General features: G+C 40.8%; 19 protein-coding genes. 4 read left to right on the top strand and 15 right to left on the bottom strand.

Features of this window, described 5'->3' with window-relative positions; genetic code table 11:
* Positions 1-110: 110 nt before the first annotated feature.
* Positions 111-2,450 carry an ATP-dependent helicase gene (locus ACFIKY_RS04330; RefSeq protein ID WP_375661449.1) on the top strand — a complete coding sequence of 780 codons (2,340 nt, stop codon included), beginning with the start codon at positions 111-113 and terminating at the stop codon, positions 2,448-2,450.
* A 55-nt stretch (positions 2,451-2,505) separates the two neighbouring features.
* On the opposite strand, the gene ACFIKY_RS04325 is transcribed toward ACFIKY_RS04330, so the two are convergent.
* Positions 2,506-3,135: a DapH/DapD/GlmU-related protein gene (locus tag ACFIKY_RS04325; RefSeq protein WP_375636173.1), complete on the bottom strand. Its 630-nt coding sequence runs from the start codon at positions 3,133-3,135 to the stop codon at positions 2,506-2,508.
* 136 nt (positions 3,136-3,271) lie between these two features.
* Here ACFIKY_RS04325 and ACFIKY_RS04320 point away from each other — a divergent pair, with 136 nt between their 5' ends.
* From ACFIKY_RS04320 to ACFIKY_RS04310, 3 genes are read left to right on the top strand one after another with little or no spacing between them, the layout of a single operon-like run.
* A complete protein-coding gene (locus ACFIKY_RS04320) occupies positions 3,272-3,853 on the top strand; it encodes an SCO family protein (protein WP_015856628.1) in 582 nt (193 codons plus the stop codon).
* A 27-nt stretch (positions 3,854-3,880) separates the two neighbouring features.
* Entirely contained in the window at positions 3,881-4,750 is an 870-nt protein-coding gene (locus ACFIKY_RS04315; RefSeq protein ID WP_375644776.1) for a 50S ribosomal protein L11 methyltransferase, read from the top strand.
* A 22-nt stretch (positions 4,751-4,772) separates the two neighbouring features.
* Positions 4,773-6,599 (top strand): aminopeptidase P family protein, encoded by a 1,827-nt coding sequence (locus ACFIKY_RS04310; RefSeq protein WP_375653031.1) that lies wholly within the window; start codon positions 4,773-4,775, stop codon positions 6,597-6,599.
* Between the two features lie 604 nt (positions 6,600-7,203).
* Here the strand turns inward: ACFIKY_RS04310 and ligA are convergent.
* From ligA to mraY, 14 genes are all read right to left on the bottom strand, one after another.
* Complete coding sequence (gene ligA / locus ACFIKY_RS04305) at positions 7,204-9,363, bottom strand: NAD-dependent DNA ligase LigA (protein WP_375636170.1); 2,160 nt, start codon at positions 9,361-9,363, stop codon at positions 7,204-7,206.
* Between the two features lie 113 nt (positions 9,364-9,476).
* On the bottom strand, positions 9,477-11,138 hold the full coding sequence (recN, locus tag ACFIKY_RS04300; protein WP_375636169.1) for a DNA repair protein RecN: 1,662 nt from the start codon (positions 11,136-11,138) through the stop codon (positions 9,477-9,479).
* A gap of 6 nt (positions 11,139-11,144) precedes the next feature.
* The gene (locus tag ACFIKY_RS04295) at positions 11,145-12,038 is read right to left on the bottom strand and encodes an outer membrane protein assembly factor BamD (protein ID WP_015856633.1); all 894 of its coding nucleotides are present in this window, start codon (positions 12,036-12,038) and stop codon (positions 11,145-11,147) included.
* 158 nt (positions 12,039-12,196) lie between these two features.
* On the bottom strand, positions 12,197-13,081 hold the full coding sequence (gene lpxC, locus ACFIKY_RS04290; protein WP_375636168.1) for a UDP-3-O-acyl-N-acetylglucosamine deacetylase: 885 nt from the start codon (positions 13,079-13,081) through the stop codon (positions 12,197-12,199).
* A 211-nt stretch (positions 13,082-13,292) separates the two neighbouring features.
* The gene (gene ftsZ, locus ACFIKY_RS04285; protein ID WP_375636167.1) at positions 13,293-15,065 is read right to left on the bottom strand and encodes a cell division protein FtsZ; all 1,773 of its coding nucleotides are present in this window, start codon (positions 15,063-15,065) and stop codon (positions 13,293-13,295) included.
* 63 nt (positions 15,066-15,128) lie between these two features.
* Positions 15,129-16,430, bottom strand: coding sequence for a cell division protein FtsA (gene ftsA / locus ACFIKY_RS04280; protein WP_375636166.1), 1,302 nt, complete (start codon positions 16,428-16,430; stop codon positions 15,129-15,131).
* Positions 16,427-17,338, bottom strand: coding sequence for a cell division protein FtsQ/DivIB (locus ACFIKY_RS04275; RefSeq protein WP_375636165.1), 912 nt, complete (start codon positions 17,336-17,338; stop codon positions 16,427-16,429). The genes ftsA and ACFIKY_RS04275 overlap by 4 nt, the downstream gene beginning before the upstream one ends.
* A complete protein-coding gene (locus ACFIKY_RS04270; RefSeq protein ID WP_375636164.1) occupies positions 17,326-18,246 on the bottom strand; it encodes a D-alanine--D-alanine ligase in 921 nt (306 codons plus the stop codon). The genes ACFIKY_RS04275 and ACFIKY_RS04270 overlap by 13 nt, the downstream gene beginning before the upstream one ends.
* Before the next feature lie 238 nt (positions 18,247-18,484).
* Positions 18,485-19,462 (bottom strand): UDP-N-acetylmuramate dehydrogenase, encoded by a 978-nt coding sequence (gene murB, locus ACFIKY_RS04265; protein WP_375636163.1) that lies wholly within the window; start codon positions 19,460-19,462, stop codon positions 18,485-18,487.
* Complete coding sequence (gene murC / locus ACFIKY_RS04260) at positions 19,440-20,867, bottom strand: UDP-N-acetylmuramate--L-alanine ligase (RefSeq protein ID WP_015856640.1); 1,428 nt, start codon at positions 20,865-20,867, stop codon at positions 19,440-19,442. The genes murB and murC overlap by 23 nt, the downstream gene beginning before the upstream one ends.
* Positions 20,851-21,987, bottom strand: coding sequence for a UDP-N-acetylglucosamine--N-acetylmuramyl-(pentapeptide) pyrophosphoryl-undecaprenol N-acetylglucosamine transferase (locus tag ACFIKY_RS04255; RefSeq protein WP_375636161.1), 1,137 nt, complete (start codon positions 21,985-21,987; stop codon positions 20,851-20,853). The genes murC and ACFIKY_RS04255 overlap by 17 nt, the downstream gene beginning before the upstream one ends.
* Positions 21,980-23,134 carry an FtsW/RodA/SpoVE family cell cycle protein gene (locus ACFIKY_RS04250; protein ID WP_375636160.1) on the bottom strand — a complete coding sequence of 385 codons (1,155 nt, stop codon included), beginning with the start codon at positions 23,132-23,134 and terminating at the stop codon, positions 21,980-21,982. The genes ACFIKY_RS04255 and ACFIKY_RS04250 overlap by 8 nt, the downstream gene beginning before the upstream one ends.
* Before the next feature lie 143 nt (positions 23,135-23,277).
* Complete coding sequence (murD, locus tag ACFIKY_RS04245) at positions 23,278-24,672, bottom strand: UDP-N-acetylmuramoyl-L-alanine--D-glutamate ligase (protein ID WP_375636159.1); 1,395 nt, start codon at positions 24,670-24,672, stop codon at positions 23,278-23,280.
* 4 nt (positions 24,673-24,676) lie between these two features.
* The gene (mraY, locus tag ACFIKY_RS04240) at positions 24,677-25,747 is read right to left on the bottom strand and encodes a phospho-N-acetylmuramoyl-pentapeptide-transferase (RefSeq protein ID WP_375656168.1); all 1,071 of its coding nucleotides are present in this window, start codon (positions 25,745-25,747) and stop codon (positions 24,677-24,679) included.
* Between the last annotated feature and the right edge of the window lie 8 nt (positions 25,748-25,755).

Raw genomic sequence — 25,755 nt, 5'->3', positions numbered from 1 at the left:
ATTTTTTTACGTTCTCTTTTTGTTTATTCAACTGAAGCTGTTGTGACTTTTTTTAGAGAAGTTTTTTTAATCTAGAACTTCAATGAAAAAAAGACTACAAAAGAGATATAATGAGTAATTTTTCTGATCACAACATACCTTTCTTTGAAGAAGATTCCCCTCCAGACCATGATAAAAAGAGCTCTGGTTTTTCCTCCCATACTCTAAAAGAACAAAAATCATATAACACAGACTATTTAAAACAACTCAATCCAGAACAGCAACAAGCTGTTATGAATACTGAGGGACCTCTTTTAGTTCTTGCAGGTGCTGGTACAGGAAAAACGCGCGTTTTAACAACCCGTATTTCTCATATTTTACGCTCTGGGCTTGCCTCTCCTCAGCAAATACTTGCTGTTACTTTCACCAACAAAGCAGCACGTGAAATGAAAATACGTATTGGTGAACTTATTGGAGGAGTTGTTGAAGGTATGCCTTGGCTTGGAACTTTTCACTCCACTGGTGCTAAAATTTTACGCCGTCACGCAGAGCTTGTTGGTTTAAAAAGAAACTTTACAATTCTCGATAGCGATGATGTTCTTCGACTTTTAAAACAGCTTATTCAAGCTGAGGGACTAGACGATAAGCGTTGGCCCGCACGAAACCTTGCCATGATGATTGATTCTTGGAAAAATCAAGGACTTTCACCAGAACATATCTCAAAAAGTGATGCTCATTCCTTTGGCAACGGCATGGGACGCAAACTTTATCACAGTTATCAAAATCGATTAAAAGATCTTAATGCTTGTGATTTTGGTGATCTTCTGCTTCATTCTATCTCTATCTTCCAACATAATCCAGATATTCTTCGCGAATACCATTCTCAATTTCGCTATATTCTTGTCGATGAATACCAAGATACAAATACAGCACAATATCTTTGGCTTCGCCTTTTGGCACAACATCCCCAAGGTCAACATGTTAATCTTTGTTGTGTTGGCGATGATGATCAATCCATTTATGGATGGCGTGGTGCAAAAGTCGAGAATATATTACGTTTTGAAAAAGATTTTCCTTCTGCCAAAATTATTCGTCTAGAACGTAATTATCGCTCAACATCCCATATTCTTAAAACCGCCTCCCATCTCATTGCTCATAATGAAGAAAGACTGGGCAAAGTCCTTTTTTCTGCACAAATAAAGAGTGAGGAAGAAAAAGTAAAAATTCATTCAGCATGGGATTCGCAAGAAGAGGCCCGTGCCATCGGAGAAGAAATTGAACAAGCACACCAAACAGGTCATGCATTAAATCATATGGCTATATTGGTGCGTGCATCATTCCAAATGCGTGAATTTGAAGATCGCTTTGTAACGCTTGGTCTTAACTACCGCGTCATTGGTGGTCCCCGTTTTTATGAACGAATGGAAATACGTGATGCTATGGCTTATTTACGCGTTGTTGTCCAACCTGCTGATGATTTAGCTTTTGAGCGTGTTATTAATACACCGAAACGCGGCATAGGCGATGCAACCCTGCGCATTCTTTATGAGAGTGCGCGAGCACGTGCTGTTCCTCTCTTTTCTGCAGCCGCTGACATCATTGAAACAGATGAGTTAAAGCCTAAGGCACGCAGTGCGTTACGAAGCCTTATTGAAAACTTCCGCCGCTGGCAAAATATGCTTCAAGATACTCCTCATAAAGAACTTGCCGAGATTATCCTTGATGATTCTGGTTATACAACCATGTGGTTAGAAGATCGCTCACCAGAGGCTCCTACACGACTAGAAAATCTTAAAGAAATGATCCGTTCCATGGAACAATTTGAAAATCTTCAAAGTTTTTTGGAACATGTTGCACTCGTTATGGATGCTGAAAACAATGAAAATACCGATGCAGTCAACATCATGACACTTCATTCAGCCAAAGGACTTGAATTTGAAACAGTTTTTCTTCCTGGCTGGGAAGAAGGACTTTTTCCCCATCAGCGCTCATTAGATGAAGGTGGACGTTCAGGATTAGAAGAAGAACGGCGTCTTGCTTATGTTGGACTCACAAGAGCAAAAAAACACCTGCATATATGGTTTGTATCTAATCGTAGAATTCATGGACTTTGGCAATCTACTCTTCCCTCCCGCTTTCTAGATGAATTACCAGCAGAACATATAGAAGCCATAGCAATGGAAACATCTTATGGTGGTTATGGAAAATCTTCCTTTCAAAATCACGATTCCTGTTATACTGGCTATGCAACAGCAAGACAAAAGCATGCACAAAAAAACAAGACGATTGAAGGGAAAATTATCGCTCAATCAATCTCTCATGCATCATCAGATTTTTCCATCAATGATCGGATTTTTCACATAAAATTTGGTTATGGTCATATTACAGCAATAGACGATCATAAATTGACAATAATGTTTGAAAAAGCCGGAGAAAAGCGTGTACTGGATAATTTTGTCAACAAAGCTTAACTAAAAGCAAACCACGATCAGTTTTTGCAAGAGACCATTTTGTTTATTCTGATTATCATTTCCATTTGCGAACAAAAACTTCAATGGGTAAATTTTGCATATCAGGCAATGCATCGTAAATTTTATCAAGCGACCAATCCCACCAAGCCATCTCCAAAAGGCATTCTATGACATGATTGGGAAAACGCATCCGCAACCGTTTAGCAGGAACACCAGCGACAACCGCATAAGGCATAACATCTTTCGTTATAACAGCGTTAGCACCAATAATTGCTCCATGTCCAACTGTCACCCCAGGCATAATAACCGCGCCATATCCAATCCACACATCATGCCCAATAATAACACGTTTTGCACAACGCCTTTCGCGAAAAGAACGATCAAGAGCCATATAACGAAAATATTCGTTTGGACGATAGGTTATTTTATGCGTTGAAACGCGCTCCATAGGATGCTCCAACGCATTCATCCGTACATGAGATGCAATAGAACAAAAACGCCCAATATCGCTATAAATAGCCTCACTATTACGTTCTAAATAAGAAAAATCTCCAACGGTTACATCCCGTAAAATCACCCGCTCATTAATTTCCACATAGCGCCCTAATTTACAACCATGCAGCCGTGCTGTCGTATGGATACGAGGCTCACTTTCATGAAATCGAAGATCGTTCTCAATATTCATGCATCCCTCACCAATGTTTCATCAATAGATATGGAAAGACATACCAATCAAGCCAATAAAATCAACCATGAAACAGAGATTGCAAAACAAACCTGCCGATGTTACAATTTCTTGATCTATCTAAGAGAGTCAAACTATGAAAAATGTAATACGCATCTTGGGGCTGACAATCATATTTCTTGCAGGTATTTTTATTTATGATGCGCTGACAAATAAGCCTTTAGGTGATAATTTTACACTCACTGATTCTAATGGAAAAAATATCACTGAGGCTGATATTCGAAGCAAGCCTTCAATAGTTTTTTTCGGTTTCACTATGTGTCCTGAAATCTGCCCTACGACATTGATGAATCTTGATCGATGGCTTACAGCCCTTGGACCCAATGCCGATAAATTAGGCATATGGTTTGTTACTGTTGACCCTGAACGTGATACACCAGAAGTGCTCCATGAATATCTCAGTAATTTTAACAATAAAATCATGGGTATCAGTGGAGATCCTGATAAAGTTCATAAAATGGTCAATTCCTTTAACATCGTTGCTGAAAAAGTCCCTGGAACAGATGGAAACTATACATATAACCATACAGCAGCAATTTTTTTACTCAAAAAAGGTGGAAAATTAGCTGGCGTTATCCGTTATGACACGAAAGAAAGCGATAGCGAATTAAAAGATGAAATCGCCATTGAACGGTTAAAAAAACTCATCTTAAACTAAAAAAAGCCGATCAAAAGAAAGAACAGCATGTCGCAACAAATTCGCCTCTATTATACTGCTTCTAAAAATGAAGCAGAACGGTTCTATACCCTTATAGACACAGCCTTTGACGAAGAAGGTTATCCTCTTGCTCTTACAGAGATAGATGAACAAAATGCTGTATATGAACTTTCACTCTATGTAGACCAAGAAAACTACGAGCATATTTCGAAACGTTTTGCCCAAATCCTTTCTATAGATCCTAATAAAATTAACAGTGAAATTTTACCCAACATTGATTGGGTACAAAAAAGCCTAGAAGGACTAAAACCTGTGCAAGCCGGTCCTTTTTTTCTTCATGGAAGTCACAACCGAAACGCCATTCCAGCCAATGTTCTTCCTATTGAAATTGAAGCAAATCAAGCTTTTGGCACCGGACATCATGGAACAACAGCTGGTTGTTTAGAAATGATTGCCAAAGTGATGGAACATGAAAATCCCCAAAATGCACTTGATCTTGGTACCGGCAGTGGGGTACTCGCCATCGGCATCGCAATGCTCAAACCTATTGCTATACTTGCATCTGATATTGATCCAATCGCTATTCAAGTTACACAACACAATATCCAGCTCAATGGCGTAAAAAAATATATCACAGCTGTCACAGCAACAGATTTTGCCCATGATGAAATTGCTTCACGTGCTCCCTTTGATCTTATTGTTGCCAATATCCTTGCCAATCCTCTTATCGCACTTGCACAAGAAATGGTAAAGGCACTCCAAAAAGGTGGATCACTGATACTCTCTGGAGTTCTTGAAGAACAACATGCAGATGTTTTAAAGGCTTATGTAAAACAAGGGCTGAAACACATTGAAACATACCACCGTCAAGGATGGGTTACGATACATCTGAAATAAAGTAAAAGAAAAGGACGTCATTATGTATCAATCTTTTGAGGCGACAACAAATCCAGCCCATGCTCTAGAACGCATTGCCTCTCTGCGTAAAGAGTTTGACCGCCTTGGTCTCGATGGTTTTCTTGTTCCGCGGTGCGATGAACATCAAGGAGAGTATGTCCCTCCCCATGCTCAACGCCTTAGCTGGCTAACCGGCTTTACTGGATCAGCTGGGATTGCACTGATTTTAAAAAACAAAGCCATCATATTTACAGACGGACGATATAAGCTCCAAGTTCGCCAACAAACTGATCCTAATATTTTTGATTATGAAGATCTCATAACTTGCCCTCCCTCACAATGGCTTGAAAAAAATGCTCAAAAACTTTCTATTGGCTTTGATCCATGGCTCCACACCATCACTGCCACCGATGCATTGAGAAACGCATTAGAAATGAAAGAAGGTGGAAAACTTGTAGCAATTCACTCCAATCCCATTGATCTGCTTTGGCATGATCAGCCATCATTGCCACAAGCTGCCCTATCAATTCACCCTCTCAAATATGCTGGGTGCAATACGGATGAAAAACTCGCTTTGATTTACAAAGATATACAGAAAACTCATGCAAATGCTTTTATTTTTACAGACCCTTCCTCCATTGCATGGACATTCAATATACGTGGCAACGATGTTTCCAACGCACCTTTTTCCCTTTGTTTTGCTTTCATTCCCATCCAAGAAACACCAGCCTTATTCATTAACAGCAAAAAACTTGGTGTAGAACAGAAACAATATCTGGAACGTTATGCAAAATTATATGAACCAGAACAGCTTATTCCAAAGATCAAAGAGTATGTTCAAAAAGGGACAGTGTTTGCCTTAGATCCACAGCTAACATGCGAAAAATTACGAACTGTTATTGAAGAAAAAAATAGCTCTTTCATCACACTTACCGATCCTGCCGCTCTACCACGTGCCATTAAAAATGACACAGAACTCAATGGCGCACGCAAAGCGCATCTACGCGATGGTGTTGCCCTAACCCGTTTTTTTTCCTGGTTAGATAAACAAATACCAGGGTCAATAAGTGAAATTTCTGCTGCGCAAAAATTAGAAGAATTTCGCATAAATACAGCAAAAGAAATGGGAGAAGAACTTAAAGATCTTTCTTTTGATACAATTTCAGCAGCAGGAGAAAATGGCGCCATTATTCATTATCGTGTAACAACACAAACAAATAAACAACTCAATGCGGGTGAACTTTATCTTGTTGATTCAGGCGGACAATATCGTGATGGAACGACAGATATCACACGTACAGTAGCAATTGGGAATATTGGAGAAGAAGAAAAACGCTGTTTCACGCTTGTCCTCAAAGGTATGATTGCTCTTTCAACTGCTTACTTTCCAAAAGGAACCCGCGGACAAGACATTGATATTCTAGCGCGCATTGCATTGTGGAAGGCTGGTTTTGATTATGCTCATGGCACCGGTCATGGTGTCGGGTCTTATCTTTCTGTTCATGAAGGACCACAAAATATTTCCCGCAAAGGATGCCAAGAACTCATCTCCGGTATGATTCTTTCAAACGAACCAGGATATTATCGCGAAGGTGCTTTTGGTATCCGTCTTGAAAATTTGATAATTGTAAAGCCAGCACAAAAAATTGATGGCGGGGATATAGAAATGCTTTCGTTTGAGACGCTTACACTTTGCCCTATTGATCGAAAACTCATTCTCCCAGAGCTTTTGACACAAGAAGAACGGCAATGGCTCAATGATTACCATGCGCGCGTTTATCAGATGAATGCACCTTACTTAAATGAAGAAGATAAAAAATGGGCAAAAGAGGCAACACTACCCCTTTAAATGAGGCAACACAAATATCTTCTAACGCTTCTTATAAAAACACCACACCCTTCTCTTTTAAAGAGGGAAATGCATATTTACCATCAGCAATCACAAAAAATGCTTCTATAAAATACTTCAAGTTTTTTTACCGATAGGATAAAAGCTCTTCCCAAACTGAAACAGAACGGGATATACTTATAACAGATAATGCTTATCAACTATCCTCTACCATCTTCACATGAGTTATAGCCTTATTCTGCTGTATAGAAATTTTCATTATATTTTGTAATCCTCCGCGTCTCATTTCTAAAACGCCTATTATAACCAGCTCATTACACTGTTTAAATTCAAAAATTCTGCATATTTAGTTACAATTTTTACCTTGATTCACAGTGATACCGTATATCTTTTACTAATAATAACCTTGTATATTCTTAATCATAAGAGTTTAAGTTTAATATTTAAATTCAACGTTTTTTAATCACTTAATAAATATCAAAATATATGGCGCTCTATTTTTGCAAAAAAAACAACCCCTATTATCCCCTTTTTGATTCCAGCCCCCCAAAATGTAAGAGAGATAACCATACAAACAGCATACGCATCTTCTAGAAAACGCCCTCTAAACATCATGTTCCTCAATCAACTGTAGCCAAGTCTCTTCATCGATAACCTCAACACCTAATTCTTCAGCTTTAGCCAATTTGGAGCCCGCTCCAGGTCCTGCAACAAGAAGATCTGTTTTTTTAGAAAGTGAACCAGATGTTTTGGCCCCTAATCGCTCTGCCAATGCTTTTGCTTCATCGCGTGACATATGCGCCAAAGTTCCTGTAAAAACAATTGTCTTCTCCGCTATTGGGGAAGAAGCTGTCGTGATAGGCTCTTCATCAAGAGGTGTTACTTCTTCAAGTAAAACAGACAAAACCTCACGATTATGCGCTTCTTGATAAAAATCAACAATTGCGCTCCCTACCTGTGGTCCAATTCCTTCGATATTGGTAAGCTCCATCCAAGCTTCATTGCCTTTTTCATTTGCCTTATCACATGGCATAAGTGCTCCCATAGCCGCAGTTTCAAAAGCTGTATAATTTTTATAAGTACGCGCAAGGCGGCGTGCATTCACCTCTCCAACATGACGAATCCCCAATGCAAACAAAAAACGGCTTAAAGGAATTTCGCGACGTGCATTAATGGCATCATACAATTTGCGAACTGAAACAGTACCAAAACCTTCTATATTTTCTAAACGTATCAAAGATTTTTCTTGGCGACGTTCTAAAGTAAAAATATCGGCTGGTGTATGAATACAAAGCGCTTCATCTTGAGCATAGAAAAAAAACTCTACCTGTTTTTTACCCAAGCCCTCAATATCAAAAGCATTACGCGCAACAAAATGACGAATACGCTCAATCGCCTGTGCAGGACAAATAAGCCCCCCTGTACAGCGACGCACGGCTTCTCCCACTTCACGAACAGCATGACTCCCACAAGCTGGACACAAATGAGGAAAAATAAAGACAGAAGCATCTTTCGGGCGTTTTTCAATAATAACATCAATAACTTGAGGGATCACATCACCAGCACGTTGTACAATCACGCTATCGCCTACACGGATGTCACGTCCTTCACGAATAGGCTCTCCTTTATGACCAATTCCCTTAATATAATCCTCATTATGCAAACTAGCATTGGTCACCACGACTCCACCAACAGTAATAGGTGTAAGACGTGCAACAGGTGTCAAAGCTCCCGTGCGACCAACTTGAATGTCAATATCTTTCAAAAGCGCTATCGCTTTTTCTGCTGGAAATTTATGCGCGATTGCCCAACGCGGCGAACGAGAAACAAACCCCAAGCGCTTTTGGAGCATCAAATCATTAACCTTATAAACAATCCCATCAATATCATAGCTTAAAGAATGACGGCATTCTTCGATATCGTGATAATAAGAAATAATTTCTTCTAACGTCTTAAAGGCTTTTGTTAATGGATTGATAACAAAGCCATATTCTTTTAGCTTTTTCATCATCTCCATTTGACTTTCTGCCAATATTTCACTCACCTCACCACAAGCATAAGCAAAAAATTGAAGCTTTCTGCTAGCGGTTATCCGTGAATCAAGCTGACGGAGTGAACCAGCTGCCGCATTTCGAGGATTGGCAAAGGTTAACTTGCCCTTCTCTTGTTGGCTGATATTAAGTGCTTGGAAATCCTCCCGCCCCATATAAACTTCTCCACGCACCTCAATTATATCAGGAAAATCACCTTGCAAAACTTGTGGAATATCAGCAATGGTTCGGGCATTTGCCGTCACATTTTCACCGACAGTTCCATCCCCACGCGTTGCCGCCCCCACAAGCCGCCCCTTTTCATAGCGTAAAGACAAAGATAAACCATCAATTTTTGGCTCCGCTGTTATTTCCAACACCTGTGTTTCTGGAAGCCGTAAAAAACGACGAATACGCTCAACAAATTCAGTAACATCTTCAGAGCTAAACGCATTATCCAGTGAAAGCATTGGCTGTGCATGAACAGATTTTTCAAACTTTTCAGAAATTGGTGCCCCAATTTTATGTGAAGGAGAATCAACACGAATAAGCTCTGGAAAAAGAGCTTCAATTTCTGCATTACGGCGGCGCAAAGCATCATATTCTGCATCGGAAATTTCAGGCTGATCATCACGATTATAAAGAACATCATGACGTGCAATCTCTTTTGCCAACCACTCTAATTCACTTTCTGCTTCAACAGCTGTGAGATTTTTATCTGCATCTTTGTTCATAAAATCTATTCCAAATTACGAGCACTGCCACAAGGATGATCTCCGCGCCTCCTCATAAAGTGAATCTCAATAAATACAAGCTTTCCAGTATTTTTATCGCTGACTAATTACCTTCATGCTAGAAGCTTTTGAGCCGCTGCACGCGCTTCTTCAGTAATCTGTTCTCCTGCCAACATACGAGCAATTTCTTCTGCACGCTCATGCTCTTCCATTTTATGAATAGCAGTAACAAAGCGTCCTTTATCATGACTCTCAATTTTTGAAATAAGAAAATGACCATGCGCTTTCGATGCAACCTGTGGAGCATGCGTAATAGCGAAAACCTGAACATGTTCTGATAAGCGTTGCAACCGTTGCCCAATAGCAGCTGCAACAGCACCCCCAACGCCTGTATCAATTTCATCAAAGATCAGCGTCGGTGCTGATCCTCGATCAGATAAAACAACTTTTAATGCCAACAAAAAACGAGACAACTCACCGCCAGAAGCCACACTAAGCATTGGTCCAGCACGTGTTCCAGGATTTGTTCGCACCCAATATTCAATACGATCACATCCCTCTGCACTCCGCTTTTCGATATCACTTTGCATTTCAACAATAAATTCAGCCCTCTCTAATTTCAATGCCGGTAATTCAGTCATCACGCTTTCAGACAAGTGCTTTGCAATCTCTTGACGTTTTATTGACAACGCTTGTGCTAACGTATCGTAATTTTTTTGTGCTTGTTTTGCTTCATCTTCAAAACGTGTCAATATAGTCTGAGCCTCTTCAAAATCAGCTAATTCAGCATCCATCTTATCGTGTAACTGAACCAATTCATCCGCAGAAACTTGATATTTACGAGCAAAACCCCGAAGAGAAAAAAGACGCTCTTCTATCCGTTCCAATTCATCAGGTTCAAAATCTAATGCTCGTATTGCCGTCTCAATACCTTCTTGCGCTGTTGCAAGTGCATGCAATGCCTCATCAATAGATTTCACCACTGGTGCAATAAGCTCTTGTGCTTCAGGAATTTTCCGCTCCAAACGCCTCACCAAATTGGAAAGCACTGGGATTGGTGATTTTTGACCCGTTAAAAGATCATCCGCTTCTTTAATATCCGTCGCTATTTTTTCTAATTTAAGCATATCGGCACGACGAAGAGAAAGAGTATCCTCTTCACCAACTTTAAAATCAAGCTTTTCAAGCTCTTCTACACACGCACGAAGATAATCAACCTCACGTACAGCACTCTCTACTTTAAGACGCTGCCGTTGCAAACGCTCCTCAAATTCACGCCATGTGTAATAACACTGACGCAAATTTTCCACTTCATCCTCAAGACCACCAAAGGCATCTAATAATTGGCGATGTGTAGCAACATCAACAAGCGCACGATCATCATGTTGTCCATGGATTTCAACCAGCAAACGGCCAACACTCCGCATCAATGCAACACTAGACACCTGATCATTGATAAAAACACGGCTGCGTCCATCACTTGATTGCACACGTCGTAAAATAATATCACCCTCATCATCAAGACCATTCTCACGAATAAGTTGACGTGCAGGATGTGAAACAGACACATCAAAAACAGCTGTGACCTGCCCGCGCTCAGCACCATGACGCACAAGCGAAGCATCACCCCGCCCCCCTAGAGCAAGTGATAAAGCATCAAGGAGAATAGACTTCCCCGCACCTGTTTCTCCAGTTAAAACCGTCAACCCCGCCGTAAAATGAATATCGAGCGTTTCGATCAAAACAATATTATGAATCGAAAGCTGTACCAGCATAGAGAATCAACGTACCCTCTTCTTATCACCACCTAAAGCATTTGAGATCCAAGAAGATTTATGCTCGCGTGGCGATATTTTATTCTTCTGCAAGAGATTATAAGAAAATTTATACCACTCACTTTTGGGATAGTTACGTCCTAAAATAGCTGCTGCCGTCTGCGCTTCCGCCGTTAAGCCAAGAGCAAGATTAACTTCCGTCAAGCGGAAAAGCGCTTCTTCAATTTGATTTGTATCGGAATACTCTTCAACCACGGTACGAAACCGTCTACTTGCCGCAAGATAGCGCCGCCCCTCTTCATAATAACGACCAATCTGCATTTCTTTGCCAGCCAGCTGTTCGCGCCCAAAACGTATTTTATCCTTAGCATCCTTGACATATTCAGAATTAGGATAACGCTCTATAAGGAGCTGCATAGCAGCAATAGCACGTTTCGTATCACGTTGATCACGCGTAACATCAGGAATCCGACGGAAAGAAGAAAGACCAATAATATAGTACGCATAAGCCGAGTCAGTCGACCCTGGATAAAGAGTAATATAGCGTTGAGCCATACTAATTGAATCATCATACTTTCCGAGTCGGTAATTAGTAAAAGCACCCATGACCAAAGATTTACGCCCCCAGTCTGTATAAGCATACTGCTTTTCAATCTTCAAAAACTTCTTCGATGCATCCCCAAGCTTCCCACTCTCAAGGCTAGCAAGCGCCTGATTATATAAAACATCTGGTGGCTCTATTTTCAAAACATAAGCAGATGGATCAAGGGTATTTTTCTCTTTAAAGAGGCATCCCGCCAACATACAGGTGCTTCCCAAAAGCACCACCCCCAATATCTTGCGTACAATGTTAAATTTTCTATATGTCATATTTCCAATGCACACATGAGATTTTTTCATAGTTTTTCCGGCCTCCACAGAATATCACCTTGTAGCAAAAACAAGTCATCAAAGGTCTTATACCATATCACTTTAAAATCCACATAACCAATTTAGCAGTTTAGGTCAATCATCCCCTTAAAAATCAAATAAACGATAAAAAAATCTTGTCAATTTTTTTACTCTTTCTCTAAAAAGCTTTTTTCGTAATGTGATTCGTCTGCCAAAACAGCCTTCACCAATTGCGCATTAATTCTATGTCCACTACAATAAGAACGAAATAATCCAATAAAAGGCGCCCCAAGCAAAGCAGTATCACCAATCGCATCAAGCATCTTGTGCCGAACACATTCATTCTCCCAATAAGGACCATCGGGATTTAAAATTTTATCATTAAGGTCGATAACAAGAGAATTTTCCAAAGAAGCGCCTCTCGCCTTTCCAGAAAGCCTTAATTTTTCCACGTCTTTGAGAAAACCAAAAGTGCGCGCACGTGACAAATCATCTCTAAACCCTCGTGTGGTAAGATCAAAACTGAAATGTTGCTTACCAATAGCAGAAGAAGGAAAAGAGATCGTTATATCAAAACGACGTCCATCGAATGGCAAAAGCTCTGCAACACCATGAGCCTCTTCAACCCGCAACGGCTTTTTTATAATGAAATAAGAACGTAACGCATTTTGCTGTACAATGCCAACATCTTCAAAAGCTTGGCAATATAGCCACGCTGAACCATCCAAAATAGGAATCTCATTATGTGACATTTCAATAACAAGATTATCCAAATTATAAGCAACAATTGCTGCCATCAAATGTTCAATTGTTTCAACCCTTACATCTCCATCTCCAAGTACCGTTGATAATTCAGTTGCTCCTGTTTGCGATGCATGGGCTTGAAATATTTTCTCTGTTCCGTCTAATCCACAACGCTTAAAAATAATACCACACCCAACATCCGCTGGACAAACCTTCACCACTGACAAACAGCCACTGTGAACGCCAATCCCCTTAAATGTTACTGCTTTTTTAAGAGTAGACTGATATTTTGGCACCAAGTTCATCATATTATTTTATTGAATTGCTTTTACATCTTTTAACAAAATTTATAAAATCATAAAAAATATTCATAGTAAATAATAAAAAAACCGCTTAGTATAAGCGGTTTTTTTAAAAAAAGTATTTTATCCAAAAAACAGCAATATATTTTACTGTATAATTTTTGACTGATCATAAAAGAGGTAATAAAATTGCTTACTTTGCCTCATTTTTCATCAATTAATTTGCTTGACGACGTAAAAATGCTGGTATTTCCAACTGATCTTCTTCACTTATAAAAGTACGCTGATCTTGTGGTACCTGAGGGTGCAGCTCACCAGAACGACGTGGAACATAAACAGAAGCATCTTGAGAAAGCGCCTGAGAATTTTTATTGTAAACATGAGACTCTTGCTGCTGAGACGATCTAACAGCAGGCTCCAGCCTCGCTTCTGGCTCTGCTTCTTCACGATGCGTCAAGCTCTGTTTCAAACGCTGCCAAAGATTACGAGGACCTTGATCAGTCACAGATGTCCTTTGACTTTGTCCATGAGCAACAGGAGGAAAATCCTTTAACTCAGGCATACGCATTGGAGCGCGCGCTTGCATTTGTTGCATTTGTTTTGGTTGCACTGGCTTTTCTTTTTGCTTCACAACCCCTGTCATCTCATCAAGAACATGCGCTGTTGCCTCCATACTCACGGGAGCAGTCATAGCCTGTTGAGAACCACGACTTACTTGCATACGGGGCACATTTGATCTCTGTTCCTGAACAGCATTTGAACCATACGTAACAGCATTCGTCGCACTTCGTGTCGTCATTGCTTCTGTAGGATGTGCAAAAATTTGACTTTTGGGACGGAACTGTTCTCCGGTTGATTTACCCTTCTCTATTTCAAGTGATTCGATCACTTCTACCATTGACTCAGAACGCAATGGCGATGACTGAACATGAAAAGAACTGTGTGGCGTTCCAGGATCGCTCTTGCGCATTGAAGAAACAGGCCTTTGAAGCTGAGGATGAGAGGACTGAACCACATCACTAACTTCACGATCAATACCGGTGGCAACCACAGAAACACGAATAACGCCTTCCAATGACTCATCATCAATAGCGCCAAAGATCACATTCGCATCAGCATCCACTTCTTCACGAATACGATTAGCAGCTTCATCAACCTCAAAAAGAGTCATATCACGACCACCCGTAATAGAAATCAATAAACCACGCGCCCCACGCATAGAGGTATCATCCAACAATGGGTTTGCAATAGCAGCTTCAGCCGCAGCCAAAGCACGCCCATCACCAGATGCCTCACCCGTTCCCATCATAGCTCGACCCATTTCGTGCATAACAGAGCGAACATCAGCAAAATCAAGATTAATCAAACCCTCTTTAATCATCAAATCCGTAATGGAAGCAACACCAGAATAAAGCACTTGGTCAGCCATAGCAAAAGCATCAGCAAACGTTGTCTTATCATTTGCAATACGGAAAAGATTTTGATTGGGAATAACAATCAATGTATCGACAGACTTTTGTAATTCTTCAATACCAGCCTCTGCCGTTTTCATACGACGTGCGCCTTCAAACTGAAACGGCTTTGTCACAACACCAACAGTCAAAATACCTTTTTCACGCGCTGCGCGAGCAACAACGGGAGCAGCCCCTGTTCCAGTTCCTCCCCCCATACCAGCAGTAATGAAAACCATATGAGAGTCTGCAAGATGATCGATAATTTCATCAATACATTCCTCTGCCGCCGCTTGTCCAACTTCCGGTAAAGCACCAGCACCCAAACCTTCTGTCACAGCTGCCCCAAGTTGGATAACACGTTCAGCCTTTGACATAGCCAAAGCCTGTGCATCCGTATTTGCAACAACAAAGTCAACTCCCTGAAGACCAGCATTTATCATATTATTCACGGCATTCCCGCCACCACCTCCAACACCAAAAACGGTAATGCGTGGCTTCAATTCCGCGATATCTGGCCGATGCAGATTAATCGTCATTTTCTTTTCCTTCTCATAAGACACCGCAAGCCAAAGCGATGAAATTTATCCAACTAGACTTAACTAAAAACTCTCACGCAACCACTGACCAACACGCTGAAAATACCCACGCGTGCCCATCGACAAATGATTTCCTGCCGCCTGCATTGTTTTTTCTTCAAAACCCACCAATTGCGGATAAATTAACAACCCAACAGCAGATGTAAACGCCGCCCCTTTTGCAAGAGAAGGAAGCCTCGAAATACCTAAAGGCCGCCCGATACGAACATTTCTTCCTAATATAGTACGTGCCATTTCTGGCAATCCTGTTAACTGGCTTGCTCCCCCAGTCAAAATAACACGTTTACCAATGATGTGACCAAAACCAGAACGATTTAAACAATCACGGACCATTTCTAAAATTTCTTCAACACGCGCACGAATGATACGCCCAAGAACCGCGCGAGGATATTGAGTTTCACGCTGTTCACTCCCAATTTCTGCTACATTAATCATTTGCCGCTCATCGGTACTTGTTAAAAGTGCTGAACCATAAACAACTTTTAAACGTTCCGCCTCTGTTAGAGACATAGAAAATCCGCGCGCAACATCAAGAGTGACATGATGACCCCCAACAGCAAGAGCATCCGCATGAATAAATTTTCCCTCAAAAAACACTGAAAATGTTGTTGTTCCACCACCAAAATCAATACATGCAGCCCCTAAATGCGCCTCATCATTCATCAAGACAGAAAGACCACTTGCAAAGGGAGTAGCAACCATTGCTTCAACACTCAAATGTGCACGATTAACACAAGTTTCTAAATTACGCAAAGAAGCTGTTTCAGCTGTTACCACATGCACGTCAACACCAAATGTTTCCCCTGCCATTCCGACAGGATCAGAAATTCCTTTATCTCCATCCAATACATAAGAAACTGGAACTGAGTGCATAACATGACGTTCAGCATCAAAAGCTTTACGCGAAACATCTGAAAAGGCCATACGCATATCACGCTTGGTGACTTCACGACCATTCAAATGAACTTTTCCATTAATCAAAGCACTTTGTAATCGACTTGAGGAAAAATTCACAATCACTGAATCCACCACCAAACCAGCCATTTTTTCTGCCGCATCAACAGCCAATCTTATTGATTGTTCTGCTGCAAACATATCCATGACAACACCGGATTTAATACCGCGTGAACGCTGCACTCCAAAGCCTAGAATTTCCGTAGAATGTGTACGACCATGTAAATAGTGCGCATGCTTTAAAGGACGCAAACAAGCAATAAGACAAACAATCTTACTTGAACCGACATCAAGAACCGTTAAAAAACGTGTTTTACGCCCTCCCAGATGATGTGATCTAAGCAACATCATGGGTTTCCTGCCTTTCGTGTCTTTAAAATACGTTCTTCTTCTTCCACAGTAGCATGATAACGCTCCAACGTTTCATCTGATAAAGAAACAGTAATTCTATCAGCAAGACGTAAATCAACACTGCGAATATCGCGAGATAAAAGATCTTGCATTATACCGGACGAAACAAGAGAAGAAAGCTTTTCAAGGGCACCATTTTCAGGCAACATAACGCGCATTCCATTATCCAAAACAAGATCCCAACGTCGATCACCTACCCGCACGAAAGCACGAACACGATCATATACTTCCGGATAGACCGACAGCGCTTGAATAAACACTTTAGCAGCATTTTGCGCACCCTGCCCAACCACAAGAGGTAAATCCCGAACAATTTCCCCTTTAAAGGGCACAATGACACGACCTGTATTATCAACAATATCCACTATGCTATCATGTTGCCAAATAGCATAGGGTTCACGCTCCACGATGGAAATGCGCATTCTATTAGGATAAATTTTCTGAACATTAGCCGATTGCACCCAAGCCTGTTTTTCCAAAAGAGAACGTGCTCTTTCAACATCAAAAGTGAATATAGAAGGCGCAACATCAAGTTTTAAAATTTTAAAAATATCCTGCTTTGTCAAGCGCTTATTGCCGCTTATATCGACATGAGTGACCACAAAACTACTATCTAATATGATCGTGTTTACGATCACAGCCATCTGACCACTTGATGAAAGTCCATAAAAAGCCGTAACAAAGAAAAACCATACCACCGCAAAAGAACCGAAATGGCGTGGAATATGAATATTGACAAAAACAAACTCAAACATAAACCGGAGGAAACGACGATAAAGACGTGGCAAAGCCGGCACTGAAAGCACCTCCATCGGAACATTTGTTTTATTAACATTCAACGCATACATGATGCGTCCTCCACCATCCATTGAACAATATCGCCGTAAGTACGGCCGCTCGCTTTTGCAATATCAGGAAGAAGAGACGTCGATGTCATACCGGGTTGCGTATTAATTTCAAGCCAAACCAATTCTCCCGTTTTCTCATCAAAACGAAAATCAGAACGGCTAACACCTCGACACCCTATCGCCTGATGGGCTGCTAAAGACATTCTTTGCACACTTTGGTAAATATTTAGTGAAAGTTGTGCAGGACAAATGTGAAGAGAACCACCCGTTTTATATTTCGAGTCATAATCGTAGAATGGAAAGTGTTTATTGGGAAGAATTTCACACACATCCAGCACTTCATTCCCCAAAACAGCACAAGTCAATTCACGACCAGGAATATATTTTTCAATCATCACCTCATCGGCATACCCCCACTCAGCTCCCCCAATATTATGCGGCGGTGCTGCTTCATTTCCATGGACAATGACAACACCAAAACTTGATCCTTCACACACAGGTTTAATTACATAAGGAGGCTCCATGGGATGCGTTTGTCCCAAAGCAAAACGACTCATGATCCGAGAAGGAGCAACACAAACCCCAACATTTGCAACGATAATTTTTGCACGTCCCTTATCCATTGCCAAAGCAGATGCCATCACACCAGAATGGGTATAAGGAATTTTTAAATATTCAAGAATCCCCTGGATCCGGCCATCTTCACCAAATGGACCATGCAATGCATTGAAGGCAATATCGGGCTGCAACTGTTCAAGAACAGAAGCAATATGAGCGTCAACATCCACGCGGCTCACGCGATACCCCTGCAGCTCTAGAACATCAGCACAAGCCGCCCCTGAAGATAAACTTACAGACCGTTCAGAAGAAAAACCTCCCATTAACACAGCTATATGTTTATCTCTCATAATAAATCACCCTCTTTCGCATACTATATGTAGTCTATATAAAATACATCAGCACCACATACAGAAAAAACAAGGTTTATCCTTGCGAATCAATAACCTAGCATTTTGCATAATGAATCAGACTCAAAAGCCTGATGCAAGAGATTCTTTGTTAATTTATTGATTCTTAATAGAAATTTTTTATTATCTCTTTGAAATGACTCAATTTTTTATTTTCACTTTTTTAGTGAACAATAAATCAATGAAATGGATCAAAAGGAGAAACACTTCGACCACGCTCAAATTGACCGATACGCTCTATTTCCCACTGTAAAAGGTGGGCTGAATTTGCAAAAACACGCGCACGCACTGTTTCTCCCAATGCTTCAAGATCATATCCTGTTGCTTGCCCTGTATTAATCATAAAGTTACAGTGCATTTCACTCATTTGAGCGCCACCAATCCGTAAACCACGACACCCTGCTTCATCAATCACGCGCCACGCAGATCCATTCTCAGGATTTTTGAACGTTGATCCTCCTGTCTTTTCACGAATGGGTTGTACTGTTTCTCTGTGGAGGGAAACTTCATCCATAGCAGCACGAATATCATCTTTATTACCGAGTTCTCCTTCCAATAAAGCAGCTGTAAAAATAAAATCTTTAGGAATATCACAATGGCGATAGGAATAATGCATATCTTTCAAACTCAAGATATGACGTTGCCCTTTACGATCCAGCGCATAGACCTCAACAACACGCGCTGCGGTTTCAATACCATTCGCACCCGCGTTCATTTTGAGAGCTCCTCCAAGAGCACCAGGAATACCATGATAAAAATGAAAACCTGCAATTCCTGCCTTTAAAGCGGCAACAGCTAAATGTTTATCCGCCGTACCAGCACCAACTAAAAAGCCTTTTGGAGAAACTTGCTGCACTTGCCCAAAGTTTTTTGGCGAAAGACGAATCACAACACCAGGAACGCCCCCATCACGCACCAGAAGATTAGAACCGATACCGACAATTGTTACAGGAACAAATTCAGGCAAATTTTGAAGAAAGAGAGCCAAATCTTGTTCATCAACAGGCTGATAAAAAAGCTCTGCCAACCCACCCGTGCGAAACCACGTTACCTTACGCATTTCAACATTAGGTGTAAGTTTGCCTCTCACGCCACCCAACAGCGGTTGCAATTGCGCCAATAGCGCCTCACCATCAATGTGCTGAAAATTTACCATGACCATCCAATACCGCTAATTGATGAGGCAACGCACAAGCCCATTGTGTGATATTGCCAGCACCAAGAAAAACAACATAATCCTCTGCCTGAGCAAATTTTGAGACAAAAGACACAACATCTTCCAGACTATGTATCAAGCGCACATCACGATGACCCGCCATTTTAATATGCTCTACCAATTCTTGAGAACCAAATCCTACAATAGGCTCTTCACCAGCCGCATAAACGGGCGTAATCAACACTGTATCTGCATCATTAAAACAAGCAGAAAAATCATCAAATAAATGATACAAACGTGAATACCGATGGGGTTGTGCAATCGCAATAACACGCCCTTTTGCACTCTCACGTGCTGCACGCAAAACAGCCTTTATTTCAACAGGATGATGTCCATAATCATCAAATATTTCAATACCCCGCCAACTTCCTGTTCGCGTAAAACGCCGTTTTACTCCGCCAAATTCTGCTAAGCCCCTTTTTATAGCTTCATTTGAAATGCCTAGTTCATGCGCAATAGCAATCGCCGCCGTTGCATTAGCAACATTATGCTGTCCTGCCATGGGCAAAAGCAAATTTTTCAACTCAATTTTTCTTCCTGTTTTGCGTGAGCGAACAAGAACATCAAAATGCGTTTTTTGACCATCCATCGAAAGATTAAGAAAACGAACATCCGCTTGTGGATTTGCACCATAAGTGATCACCCAACGATCATCAATACGGCCCGCCAATGACTGAACCTCTGGATGATCAAGGCACAAAACAGCAAAACCATAAAAAGGAACATTTTCTACGAATTGCCGAAAAGCCTCACGCACAGCATCAAAACTTCCATAATGATCTAAATGCTCAGCGTCAATATTAGTAATAACAGCAATATCAGCAGGCAGCTTTAAAAATGTACCATCACTTTCATCAGCTTCAACAATCATCCAATCGCCATCTCCTGTACGAGAATTCGTACCATAAGCATTAATAATACCGCCATTAATCACCACTGGATCAAAATGACCAGCATCAAGGAGAGCTGCGACCATTGATGTGGTCGTTGTTTTACCATGTGTACCACCCACCGCAATTGCACGCCGAAACCGCATCAGCTCCGCTAGCATTTCTGCACGTCTGACAAGCGGTAAATGTCTTTCCTTTGCAGCAATATACTCAGGATTTGTTTTTTTAACGGCAGTAGAAAAAACAACAACCTCTGCATTCCCTAAATTTTCAGCACAATGACCTATATGAACGTTAATTCCTTTTCTCCGCAAACGTTCAACATTCGCACTCTCAACTTGATCTGACCCTTGAACTTTATAGCCAAGATTATAAAAAACCTCCGCAATTCCACTCATACCGATCCCCCCGATTCCGATAAAATGGATAACGCCTATATCAAGTGGCATTTTCATTAAAAAGCTCCTCTTTTATATCTGACAACAATCGCCCTGAAATTAAGGATTCAGCCATATCAGCAAGACAACGGGTTGCATGAGGTTGCCCAACTTTTTTTGCAGAAAGCGCTTGTTTTTCTAATAAATGGGGCGCACAACAAGCGTGCATTAAAAGAGAAAAAAGCTTTTGTGCATTTAAATCTTTTTCTGATACAATTTGCGCACCACCTACACGAGCAAGCAGAGCTGCATTGGCAGCCTGATCATGATCTAAAGCATGGGGATAGGGAACAAGCAAAGCAGGTCTACCAATCACCGCTATCTCACAAACAGATGAAGCCCCAGCGCGCGACAAAATAAAATGGGCATGTGCCATACGTTCAGCCATATCATCAAAAAAAGGAGCTACCTCTGCTTGTACGCCCATATCACGATAGATTTTGATCAACCCTTCTGCTTCACCTCGAACTTGCTGCACAATTCGTAAACGTTTACGGTTCTTATCATCGAATAAAGCAATAGCTTCTGGAACAATATGTGAAAAAGCAGAAGCCCCTTGGCTACCTCCAAAAATCAAAAAATGAAATGGCTCTTCACCAGTTGAGGGATGATAAGGAATTTTGGCCGCCTTCAACACAGCCTCACGAACAGGATTCCCCGTCAAAAGTATTTTATGAGCATAAGCGCCATTTGGCGACAACAAACCACCAGCGATTGCACGCACAAAAATTGCCAACACCCGATTGGCACGCCCCATAACAGCATTTTGTTCATGAATAAATGTTACACGCCTCGTTAAGGCCGCAATAAAAAGAGGAGGAAAGCTCGGATACCCTCCAAATCCTCCAACAAGAACAGGACGTAATTTATAAAACAACGCCAACGATTGCCCCATCCCCCTTAGCAAAGACCAAAACGTCTTTATCAGAGCAAAAGGATGGCGTCGTGTAAATGTTGCCGATGAAACGATATGAATATGCTCTTCATCAAAGCAGCGAACAAAAGGTCGTGCTCTTTCATCTGTTATTAAATGAACATCATATCCACGCTGCCTTAATTCAACAGAAAGGGCTTCAGCAGGAAAAAGATGTCCACCTGTACCACCAGCCACCAAAACAATAACTTTTTTATCATTCATAAGGGGTATCCAAGATAGAAGAGGAAGAAAAAGCTGAAAGGCGTGCTTCTGGCCAACGACGTGTTAAACTGAGCAAAATGCCCATTGAAAACGCAATCGCCACCATCGAAGAACCACCATAAGAAATAAAAGGCAATGTCATGCCTTTTGGAGGAATTAAGTGAAGATTAACGGCCATATTAATAGCTGATTGAAAGCCAATCATCATTGCTATGCCAGTAATACCAAGACGTATAAAGGAATCACGTGTATTCATGGCTATATACAATGAACGCATAACGATAAAGCCAAAAAGCATCATAATTAATAAACAAAGAATAATACCATACTCTTCAGCAGCAACGGAAAATACAAAATCTGTATGGCTATCAGGAATGATACGTTTTACTGTTCCCTCCCCAGGACCTTGCCCAAACCAACCACCATTCAAAATAGCCTCACGTCCTACATCCACTTGAAACGTATCCCCTTCACCTGTCAAAAAACCATTGATACGCTCGCGTACATGATGCAGAAAAAGATAAGCTAAAATAATTCCTACAACGCCTAAAATGAGAAAGAGAAAAATAATGGTAAGAGGTACACCAGCAATAAAAAACAGCCCCCCCCATGTTGCACTTATTAAAACTGTTTGTCCAATATCAGGCTGCAAAACCAGAAGCACACAACAAATGGCATAAAGTAGAATCGCTAACGTATAACCCAGAATTCCCCTCCTGCGTATCTGTTCTGAAAAAAGCCAAGCAGACATAACCACAAAAGCTGGCTTCATAAACTCTGAAGCCTGTACAGAAAAACCAAATAGTAGAATCCACCTCCGTGCTCCCTTTAATTCTGGACCCCAAAATAAGGTTGCAACCATAAGAGCAAGCGTTACAATGAGCAAAAGAGCACATAAACGACGAATATTAGAAAGCGAAAAAAAGGAAATGGTAACCATCGTAAAAAATGCTGAAATGCTAAAAATGATATGCCACCGAACAAAATAAAAACTATCAGCAATTCCGATTTTTTTTGCAATAATAGGGCTGGCAGCAAAAGACAGCATAATGCCAATTCCCATTAAAATTAAACAAGCTGCAAAGATAGAGCGATCAATCGTCCACCACCAATTAGCAATTGGATCTCTATCTGCACGCGTAACCATGGTATCCACCTTATCCATTTTATAAATTATCTTAAAGTGATATGGTTCCCCAGCCTATTTAACAAACACTTTAAAAACTAAATTACACAAAAAAAGATTCTGGAGTCTTAACGCAAAATATTTTTTTATAACTGATGATTTTTTTATTGTAACTGCATCACAAAAGAGACAAATTCTTCGCCTCGCATTTCATAATTTTTAAATTGGTCATAACTTGCACAAGCAGGTGACAAAAGAACCGTCACCTCTTTTTCCTTACAACCCATTGCATCAACAGCTGCTTCACGCACCGCATTTTTCAAAGTTAAGCTCATAGAAAAGGGAAAAGCAGATCCAATAGTGCGAGCAAATTCTTCCGCCGCGCTCCCAATCAAATAGGCTTTACGAATTTTAGGAAAAAATTTTCTAAGAGACTCTATTCCTCCCTTTTTTGCCTGTCCCCCAACAATCCAAAAAATATCATTAAAGGTGGAAAGCGCAGGAGCTGTTGCATCTGCATTAGTCGCCTTGCTGTCATTGATAAACAAAACCGCCCCCATTTTACGCACCTGCTGCATACGATGATCCAGCCCTTTATAACTTGCTAAATGCTTGTTCATAGAAGGATCGGTTATTTTTAAAGCCTGCAACGTTGCTAATGCCATAAGGGCATTTTGCGCATTATGACGTCCGCGCAAAGCAGTCATAGACGTCAGATCTGCAAGCATATGACGCTGTCCTTGATAAACAGAAAAGAGCTTAGTCCCATCTGCATAAAAACCATTTTCAACAAAATGATCCTTGGAAATTGCCCCAATTTTCTTCCCTTCATGAAGCAACTGTTGATATAAAACCCTACAAGCTGCATCATCAACTGAAATAAAAGCCTGTGAAGCCTGAGCAATCAGATGCCTTTTGGTTTGCACATAACAGGCAAAACTCCCATGTCGATCAATATGATCAGGTGTTAAATTCAATAAAAGTCCAATGGTCGGCTGAAGAGAGGGTGTAAGATCAATTTGAAATGATGAACATTCAATCACATAGATACGTTTTTTAACAAATGGCTTAAGCGTCAATATTGCCTTTCCGATATTCCCCCCCACCTGCACATCATAACCCATTTTTTCCAACAAATGCGCAAGTAAAGCCGTTGTGGTTGACTTTCCATTCGTCCCCGTAATCGCAATGAAAGGAACATCTTGGTCACAAAAACCATAATGCTGTAAAAAATGCTGGCGCGCACGAACAAATAATTCAATATCACCGATAATTTCTATATTTTTTTTTCGTGCTTTTTCAACAACCCAATGGGGTTGAGGATAATTTAAAGGAACTCCAGGAGCTACAATCAATGCAACAAATTCTGACCAATCTTCATAACGGAGATCTCGCGTTGGAATATTGTGCCGGAAAGCCATCTGCACGCTTGAAGGACTATCATCCCACGCCACCACTTCTGCACCGCCACGCATCAATGCTTGTGCCGTTGCTAGTCCAGACTTTCCTAATCCAAATAAAGCAACTTTTTGTCCTTTATAACACGCAACAGAAATCAAAATCTCACCGCAATTTAAGTGTTGAAAGACCAATAAGAGCAAGAACAATTGAAATAATCCAAAAGCGTATCACGACTTGGCTTTCAGTCCAGCCTTTTTTCTCAAAATGATGATGTATCGGTGCCATAAGAAACACTCGTTTTCTTGTTAATTTGAAATAACCAACCTGAATAACGACCGAAAAAGCTTCCACAACAAAAAGCCCACCAATAAGAGCCAAAACAATTTCGTGCTTCGTAGCGACTGCAACAGTCCCCAATAATCCTCCAAGAGCCAACGAACCAGTATCTCCCATAAAAATAGCTGCAGGTGGTGCATTAAACCATAAAAAACCAAGCCCTGCCCCAACAACAGCTCCCAGTAAAACAGCCAATTCACCTGCTCCCGATACATAATGGATTTGGAGATAATCAGCAAAATTCATATTACCAGAAAGATAAGCAATCAGAGCAAAAGATAAGGCTGCAACCATCACAGGAACAATAGCAAGGCCATCAAGTCCATCCGTCAAATTAACCGCATTACCCGTCGCGACAATAACAAAAGCAGAAAAAGGAATAAAAAACCAGCCCAAATTGATAAGATAATCTTTCAAAAAAGGCAAAGCGAATCCAGATGAGCCAATTTGTAGGATGACAAAAGCAGCAATTGCGGCAACACAAAACTCCAAACTTAACCGTGCTTTCCCAGAAAATCCTTTGTCTGTTTGTTTTGTGACCTTAAGATAATCGTCATAAAATCCAATTACCCCAAAAGAAAGCATAACCAATAGCGATACCCAAAAATAAATATTCGATAAATTACACCACAAAAATGCCGATACCACAATGCCGGTTAAAATCATCAATCCACCCATTGTAGGTGTTCCAGCCTTTTTAAAATGTGTTTGAGGACCATCCGCACGAATCGGTTGCCCCTTACCCTGCCGCAATTTAAGAGAAGCAATGATGCTAGGTCCAAACAAAAAGACGATGAGCCCCGAAGTAAGCATAGCCGCTATCGTGCGAAAAGTAATATAACGAAATACATTCACACCTGGAAGCCAATCACTAAACGAAGAAAAAAACAGCATCATGGTACAAA

Source organism: Bartonella sp. CR127HXZ, assembly GCF_042194555.1.
Classification (GTDB): Bacteria; Pseudomonadota; Alphaproteobacteria; order Rhizobiales; family Rhizobiaceae; genus Bartonella; species Bartonella grahamii.
The sequence above is the reverse complement of the archived record's forward strand: the minus strand, read 5'-3'. Positions and strand labels throughout refer to the sequence as shown.